The sequence below is a fragment of the Bacillus sp. CGMCC 1.16541 genome (assembly GCF_003184905.1).
GTDB lineage: Bacteria > Bacillota > Bacilli > Bacillales > Bacillaceae_H > Priestia.
The window spans coordinates 1-8,321 of record NZ_QFRU01000048.1 but is presented as its reverse complement, the minus strand read 5'-3'; the positions used below and the strand labels follow the sequence as shown (position 1 = coordinate 8,321).

Below are 8,321 nucleotides of genomic sequence, written 5' to 3'. Positions count from 1 at the left end.
AGAGTAGGACGTTGCCAGGCAATGATAAAACACTAGCGATAGCGCTAGTGTTTTTTTTGTTTCTTTTAAAGAAAAAGTTTAATCTTTCACATTCTTTTCATTCACTCTAATCCCTTATACAACAAATAGATTGAATCATAATGAGTGGTTCAAGCACGTTCTTACTTTTTCCTAATATAATATAAGAAAAAATAATAAAAACTTATGAAAATACGTTTCGATACCTCTTTTAATGGTAACGATAACAATAAAATGAAAACTACATAATAGTTGAAAATTTGTTGTATTGCTTTTATATTAAGAATAAGGTCAAATATAGTCAAAGTCAGAAGGAGGGGGCTCGGTGCCAAATATCTCTGACATCATTGAGCAATATTTAAAACAAGTATTAGAGCTTAATAATGAAGATGCAGTAGAGATTAAGAGAAGTGAGATCGCTGATCGCTTTCAATGTGTACCTTCGCAAATTAACTATGTGATTAATACACGCTTTACTTTAGAAAGAGGATACATTGTTGAGAGTAAAAGAGGTGGTGGTGGCTTTATTCGTATTATGAAAGTCAAGTCACATGACACATCTCACTTATTTGAACAAATATTAGGCGTTATTCATAATAAGATTTCTCAAGCAAATGCAGAAAGTTTAATTATTCGTTTAATCGAACAACAAGTTATTACGAAAAGAGAAGCAAAAATTATGTTAAGTGTTATTGACCGTTCTGTCATTAACATTGACTTACCTTATCGAGATGAACTTCGTGCAAAGTTACTAAAAGCGATGTTAAATGCACTAAGGTATCGTTAAGTTTTTAAGCATATTAGAAAATCGGGAGAGATGCCGAGATGATTTGTCAGCAATGTCAAGAGAGACCTGCTACTCTACATTTTACAAAAGTAATAAATGGTAAAAAGTCTGAGATGCATATTTGTGAGCATTGTGCCAAAGACAATGGAGAGCTTACTATTCATACTAACTCTGGATTTTCAATTAACAATTTGTTAGCTGGTCTATTGAATTTAGATAAATCTTTTACAGAGGCACCATCTAAATCTACATCTTTTACTGATGGTAAAGTAAAGAAATGCCCAACATGTCATATGACTTATCATCAGTTTGCAGAGGTAGGACGTTTTGGTTGTGCAAATTGTTATAAGGTATTTAAAGACTCGCTAACACCTTTTTTAAAAAGGTTACACGGAGGAAACTATTCACACAATGGTAAAATTCCAAATAGAATTGGTAGTAATCTTCATATAAAAAAGGAATTAGAAGCAATGAGATTGAACTTAAAAGAGTATATCCAAAAAGAGGAGTTTGAGGAAGCAGCTGAATTGAGAGATTGTATACGTGCTTTAGAAAAAAAGCTAACTGAGAGTAGGAAAGGAGAGGATTAGACGATGACTCATGACCTTTTCTTTAAACAAGCAGTTAGTTCTTGGATGAATCAGGATGCTTCAAACTCCGATATTGTACTAAGTAGCCGAATACGCTTAGCAAGGAATGTAGAAGATTATTTATTTCCAACCTTTCTAACAAGAGAACAATCAGTTGAGGTTCTTCATTTCTTTAAAGAAGCGTTACTATCAACAAAAGAGTTACAAGAAGACGTTCATTTTATTAATATGTCTGACTTAGAAGCTCTTCAAAAGAGAGTACTAGTTGAAAAACATTTAATTAGTCCTCATCTGATACAACAATCTAACTTTGGTGCCTGTTTACTATCTGAAAAAGAAGATTTTAGCATAATGATTAATGAAGAAGATCATTTGCGCATACAATGTTTATTTCCAGGACTTCAATTAACCGAAGCGTTAAACAAAGCGAATGAGTTAGACAATTGGATTGAAAAACACGTGAATTATGCGTTTGATGAAGAAAGAGGTTACCTAACTAGTTGCCCAACAAATGTGGGCACAGGACTTAGAGCGTCGGTTATGATGCACTTACCTGCATTAGTCTTAACACGCCAAATTAATCGTATTATCCCAGCTATTAATCAGTTAGGTTTGGTTGTACGTGGTATCTATGGTGAGGGGAGTGAGGCGCTAGGAAACATCTTTCAAGTCTCTAACCAAATTACACTAGGTAAGTCTGAAATAGATATTGTTGAGGATTTAAATAGTGTTGTTCATCAGCTAATTGCTCAAGAGCGATCAGCGAGGGAAGCGCTTGTTAAAACATCTAGTATTGAATTAGAAGACCAAGTATATCGCTCGTATGGAATTTTAACTAACAGTCGAATCATCGAATCAAAAGAAGCTTCAAAATGTTTATCAGATGTGCGTTTAGGAATTGATTTAGGGTATATAACGAGTATACCTAAGAATATACTAAATGAACTAATCATTATGATACAGCCGGGATTCCTACAACAGTATAATGGAGGATCTCTAAAGCCTAATGAACGTGACATAAGAAGAGCCTCTTTAATTAGAGAACGTTTAGAATATAAAAAAGAGAAGAATGAACATGGAGGGTGATGAATCAATGATGTTCGGTAGATTTACAGAGCGCGCTCAAAAAGTATTAGCTTTAGCACAAGAGGAAGCATTGAGATTAGGCCATAATAACATTGGTACAGAACATATCTTATTGGGTATTGTACGTGAAGGTGAAGGGATTGCAGCAAAGGCATTGCTAGCGTTAGGATTAGGTGCAGATAAAATTCAAAAAGAAGTCGAAGCTCTTATTGGGCGTGGCCAAGAGCTGACACAAACGATTCACTATACACCTCGTGCTAAGAAAGTTATCGAGCTATCAATGGATGAAGCTAGAAAGCTAGGACATTCGTATGTTGGAACTGAGCATATCCTTTTAGGTTTAATTCGTGAAGGAGAAGGGGTTGCAGCACGTGTTCTCAATAATTTAGGTGTTAGCTTAAATAAAGCTAGGCAGCAAGTGCTACAGTTACTTGGTAGTAATGAAGCATCTTCTAGTCATCAAGGTGGTGGCTCGTCAAATGCTAATACACCTACACTAGATAGCCTCGCTAGAGATCTAACAGCAATTGCGCGTGAAGGAACACTTGACCCTGTGATTGGACGAAGCAAAGAAATTCAGCGTGTTATCGAGGTATTAAGTCGTCGAACAAAGAATAACCCAGTCTTAATTGGTGAGCCAGGGGTTGGTAAGACGGCGATTGCAGAAGGATTAGCTCAGCAAATTGTGAATAACGAAGTTCCAGAAATCTTACGTGATAAACGTGTGATGACATTAGATATGGGGACGGTTGTTGCTGGTACGAAATATCGTGGAGAGTTTGAAGATCGTTTAAAGAAAGTAATGGATGAAATTCGCCAAGCAGGAAATATTATCTTATTTATTGATGAGTTGCATACATTAATTGGTGCTGGTGGAGCCGAAGGTGCCATTGATGCATCTAACATTTTAAAGCCATCATTAGCGCGTGGTGAGCTGCAGTGTATTGGGGCAACCACATTGGATGAGTACCGTAAATACATTGAAAAGGATGCTGCGTTAGAGCGCCGATTCCAACCAATTCAAGTCGATGAGCCTACAACAGAAGAATCCATTCAAATTTTACAAGGGTTACGTGATCGATATGAAGCGCATCATCGCGTATCAATCACTGATGAGTCGATTGTTCAAGCTGTAAAATTATCAGATCGTTATATCTCAGATCGTTTCTTGCCGGATAAAGCAATTGATTTAATTGACGAAGCAGGTTCAAAAGTTCGTTTGCGTTCATTTACAACGCCTCCAAACTTAAAGGAGCTAGAGCAAAAGCTTGATTCTGTTCGAAAAGAAAAAGATGCAGCTGTACAAAGCCAAGAATTTGAAAAAGCAGCATCATTACGTGATACAGAACAACGTTTACGTGAAGAGTTAGAAGAAACGAAAAAGGCTTGGAAAGAGAAACAAGGCAAAGAAAATTCAGAAGTAACCGTAGAAGATATTGCAATGGTCGTATCGAGCTGGACTGGTATTCCTGTATCCAAGCTAGCACAAGAGGAAACAGAAAGGCTTCTAAATATGGAAGAAATCTTACATTCTCGTGTTATCGGCCAAGAAGAAGCAGTTAAAGCTGTTGCAAAAGCTGTACGCCGTGCAAGAGCAGGCTTGAAAGATCCAAAGAGACCAATTGGTTCATTCGTATTCTTAGGGCCCACAGGGGTTGGTAAAACAGAATTAGCACGTGCGCTAGCAGAATCAATTTTTGGTGATGAAGATGCGATGATTCGTATCGATATGTCAGAGTATATGGAAAAACACTCTACATCACGTCTCGTTGGTTCACCTCCAGGCTATGTTGGATACGACGAAGGGGGTCAATTAACAGAGAAAGTAAGACGTAAACCATACTCTGTTGTATTATTAGATGAGATTGAAAAAGCACATCCAGATGTGTTCAATATTTTACTACAAGTATTAGAAGATGGACGTTTAACAGATTCTAAAGGACGTACGGTAGATTTTAGAAATACGATTTTAATTATGACATCAAATGTTGGTGCGGACACGTTAAAACGAAGCAAGCATCTGGGCTTTACTGTTCAAGAAGAAGGGCAAGATTACAAAGACATGAAAGGGAAAGTGATGACAGAATTAAAGAAAGCTTTCCGACCTGAGTTCTTGAACCGAATTGATGAGATTATCGTGTTCCATTCATTAGAGAAGAAACATTTATCTGAAATTGTGAAGCTAATGGCTGATCAGTTAACAAAGCGATTAAAAGAGCAAGATATTGATTTAGACTTAACTGAAAAAGCAATTGAAAAAATTGCTGAAGAAGGGTTCGACCCAGAGTATGGAGCACGTCCACTCCGTCGTGCCATCCAAAAACATGTTGAAGACCGCTTATCGGAAGAGTTGCTAAAAGGAAATGTTCAAAAAGGTCAAAAAGTAACGCTAGATGTTAACGACGAAGGGTTTACAGTTAAATCAACAGAAGCAAGTAGCATTAGCTAAAGACATAAGTACGAGGCATACGAGGCAAAACGTATGCCTCTCTTAATTCATATAGAATGGAGAGGTAGAAACAAGAAATGAGTAAAAAGAAAACAAAATTTAGTTGCCAACATTGTGGCTATGAATCTGCTAAGTGGATGGGTAAATGTCCTGGTTGTGGCAGCTGGAACTCTATGGTGGAAGAAATCGAAGATAAAGGTTCTTCAAGAAGAGGAGCTTTTTCAGGGGCGACGTCTACAAAGCGTCAAAAGCCGGAATCCATTACACAAATTCAATCCACTACTGAACCGAGGATTTATACCAAGTCACAGGAGTTTAATCGTGTTTTAGGTGGAGGTATTGTACGAGGATCACTTGTATTAATTGGAGGAGATCCTGGTATTGGAAAATCAACGTTGCTGTTACAAACATCTGCTCAGTTAGCAATGAATGGTCAAAAAGTTCTTTACATATCTGGAGAAGAATCAATAAAGCAAACCAAACTTCGTGCAGATCGTCTAGATATAACAGCATCAGAGTTATACGTACATGCTGAAACGAATTTAGAACTTATTTCAGATACCATTTCAACAATGAAACCAGACTTTGTCGTCATTGATTCCATTCAAACGATTTATCATTCGGATATCACGTCAGCTCCAGGTAGTGTATCTCAAGTACGTGAATGTACAGCAGAACTCATGCGTATCGGGAAGACAAATGGCATTGCCATCTTTATTGTCGGTTTAAATAATAAAGAATTGATAAAACTACTTACACATTTAATAGAAAAGAATATAAACTTATATGTATCAAGGGGTAGAGCCACTAAAAGGTTTTATCCCTTTATTTTTTTGTTGATAAAACCATATAATCATCATAGAATTAGATGAATAATTTTTTAGGGGGAGGATAGACGATAATTATGGCTGGTGAGTTAAATAAACAAAGAGAAAATAAAGTCATATCAATAAAGAGAAGTATTCAATATAGATTTCTTCAAGAAGTTTGTAAGATAGAAAAGGTATATCCTAATGGAAATAAGGAACTGAAAGAATATGTGTTGATTATGGTAGAACAGAATAACGAAGGATGTAAAAGAAGTATTGTTCATCCTTTAAGTGAGTATTTATTACAACCAAGTAAAAGAGGAGGAAGACTTAAGGTAAATTCCTTATCAACAAAGGCTTCATATATAGTTAGATTTTTAAATTATGTGTTAATTGAGAATTCCCATGTATTTAGGGTTAATGATGTCATGGATTTAAGGTTTGAGCATGGGGTTGAATTTCTAAATTATTATGCAACAACAGGAGTTAAAAGAGATACAGTTAAAGCCTGTGAGAATGAATTAAAACAATTATATTACTTCTTAGCCAAAAAGAATGTCTTAAAATTCATTTCTCTAAGTGATTTTGAGCATGGAAATAGTAAATATGATTCAAGAGGAATAGTGGAATCCCCTTTTTATGGAATTGATTATCCAGATGATGACGTTGACAATGTTTTGCACTATTTACCGCAAGAATTAGTGTTAATATTCCTTGATACTGCATTGACATATGTGCCCCGAATAGCATTAGGTGTATATTTTCAGTTCTTTGGAGGTCTTCGAGTTGGTGAAGTCGTAAACATCTCAAGGTCATCAGTTAATTTAAAAGGACCATTTGGTAAGTTTGGTATCGTTGTTAATGTGAAAAATAGGAAATTTAGAAAGGACTTAAAACATCGTAGTTCAGGCGGGGCTGTCAAAAAAATAAGGAAACAGGCGATTTATCCTTATAAGGGAAATGTATTAGAGAAAATATATAAAAATCATATTGAGAACTATAAGGCAACTGATGGAAGCAATGCCTTATTTGTGAACGATGATGGGAAAGCAATGACTGATTATTCTTATAGATATCACTTTAATAAACTGAAAGAGATATTTATAAAGAGATTGAAAGATTCAAATGATGCAACTATAAGAAATTATGCGATATTCCTAAAGTCTAAGAAGTGGTCAACGCATTTAGGTCGTGGGGTTTTTTCTAATATGATTGCGGAAGTTGCCACCAATATTACTCAAATAAGACAAGCAAGAGGGGATAACACGTTCGATGCCTCAATGTCATATTTATCTGATACCGAAAAAATGACTAATGAATTATACAACAATCAAATAGATATGTGGGAAATGTTAATAAAAGACGTTGCGGAACACATTAAAGAGGAGAATGTGGAATGATTCGTTCCTTGGATAAAGAATGGTACACAACAAAGGAGGCACAGGAGCTAACAGGAGAAGACAGCAGAAGGTTCACCAAGAGAATAAGAGAAGGGAAACTCACAAAATATAAAAAATCTGAATCACAATATCTAATCCATGTTAGTGTCCTTGAAGATTTACTAAAAGAAAAGGTCCTCTTAGAAAACAATTATATAAGCTATAAAGATACTGCTGTATTGTTAAATAAGTCCCTAAAAGCAATAAATGATTTGGTATATGTTGGGACATTTAAGGACACTATCAAAGTTGGTAGAGTGGCTTACATTTCCAAAACAGAAGTAGAAGAATATAAAAGACGACAGAGTGAAACTATTTCAACAAGTGAAGTAAGCGAGATAACAGGATTGAACAGACATGAGGTAAGTAGTTTAATTAACACAAAAATTTTGAAAGCTGATAAGGTAAATAATTATCTATTATCTGTTTCTAAGGAGTCACTGAATAGTTTTCTTAAAAAAGTGGAAAGTGGGTACACCATTAAGGAAATATGTAAACAGTTTAATTTGAATAGTAAAGATATTGATAGATATAAAAAAATTTCATGGTTAAAAACTTATGATATAAAGGGCTTCGGGGAAAGAGTTATTGAGGAAGATTATGAGAAGTTTTGTAGCCTTAGAAAACATTATCTAACTATCCAGGACATTGTGAAAGAATTAGGGGTTAAAGAAGGCGTTATTAGAAATTCAATAATCTATAAAGACTTAGTTAAGTATGAACAACTACATGAAAAAGTGTATATTGTACCGAGAGAGGAAATAGAGAGATTTTCCCATACAGTAGAAGGGGTTAAACTTATTTATCATGGAAGGGAAGAGGTAAAGGATTACTTTAATGATTTTATGGTTGCGTTAGGAAGGGAAACTGAATTTCAAGAGTCCCTTGATATATATATAAATTGGGCAAAAAAGAAGATTGGAAAATCAAAGGTTAAAAATAAGAAATTGTTCGTAAGTTATATTTTAAATAATGCAGAAAAGTTCTTTCGATTACTAAAAAAAGAGGTTTGGGAACTTACAAATAATGATATACAGACGCTCATAAATGATGAAAATACTGCCTTTTCATCCAAGGATGATGAACTATGTAATCAACGGTTGTAAAATACTCAATAACAACGGTTTTAAATTCCTCAAAAAT

6 protein-coding genes and 1 pseudogene are annotated in these 8,321 nt (G+C 35.1%); all 7 read left to right on the top strand.

The window, feature by feature from the left end; translation table 11 throughout:
• The first annotated feature begins 343 nt into the window (after nucleotides 1-343).
• The gene (locus tag DIS06_RS19740; RefSeq protein ID WP_110114949.1) at nucleotides 344-805 is read left to right on the top strand and encodes a CtsR family transcriptional regulator; all 462 of its coding nucleotides are present in this window, start codon (nucleotides 344-346) and stop codon (nucleotides 803-805) included.
• A gap of 38 nt (nucleotides 806-843) precedes the next feature.
• Nucleotides 844-1,395: a protein-arginine kinase activator protein McsA gene (gene mcsA / locus DIS06_RS19735; protein WP_110114948.1), complete on the top strand. Its 552-nt coding sequence runs from the start codon at nucleotides 844-846 to the stop codon at nucleotides 1,393-1,395.
• Nucleotides 1,396-1,398: 3 nt separating this feature from the next.
• On the top strand, nucleotides 1,399-2,481 hold the full coding sequence (gene mcsB, locus DIS06_RS19730) for a protein-arginine kinase McsB (protein WP_110114947.1): 1,083 nt from the start codon (nucleotides 1,399-1,401) through the stop codon (nucleotides 2,479-2,481).
• 7 nt (nucleotides 2,482-2,488) lie between these two features.
• Nucleotides 2,489-4,930: an ATP-dependent protease ATP-binding subunit ClpC gene (gene clpC, locus DIS06_RS19725; RefSeq protein WP_110114950.1), complete on the top strand. Its 2,442-nt coding sequence runs from the start codon at nucleotides 2,489-2,491 to the stop codon at nucleotides 4,928-4,930.
• Between the two features lie 77 nt (nucleotides 4,931-5,007).
• Nucleotides 5,008-5,700 (top strand): annotated as a pseudogene (locus tag DIS06_RS19720) (AAA family ATPase); the annotation flags it as partial.
• A 134-nt stretch (nucleotides 5,701-5,834) separates the two neighbouring features.
• Nucleotides 5,835-7,139, top strand: coding sequence for a site-specific integrase (locus tag DIS06_RS19715; RefSeq protein ID WP_110114946.1), 1,305 nt, complete (start codon nucleotides 5,835-5,837; stop codon nucleotides 7,137-7,139).
• On the top strand, nucleotides 7,136-8,284 hold the full coding sequence (locus tag DIS06_RS19710) for a helix-turn-helix domain-containing protein (protein ID WP_110114945.1): 1,149 nt from the start codon (nucleotides 7,136-7,138) through the stop codon (nucleotides 8,282-8,284). The genes DIS06_RS19715 and DIS06_RS19710 overlap by 4 nt, the downstream gene beginning before the upstream one ends.
• Nucleotides 8,285-8,321 lie beyond the last annotated feature (37 nt).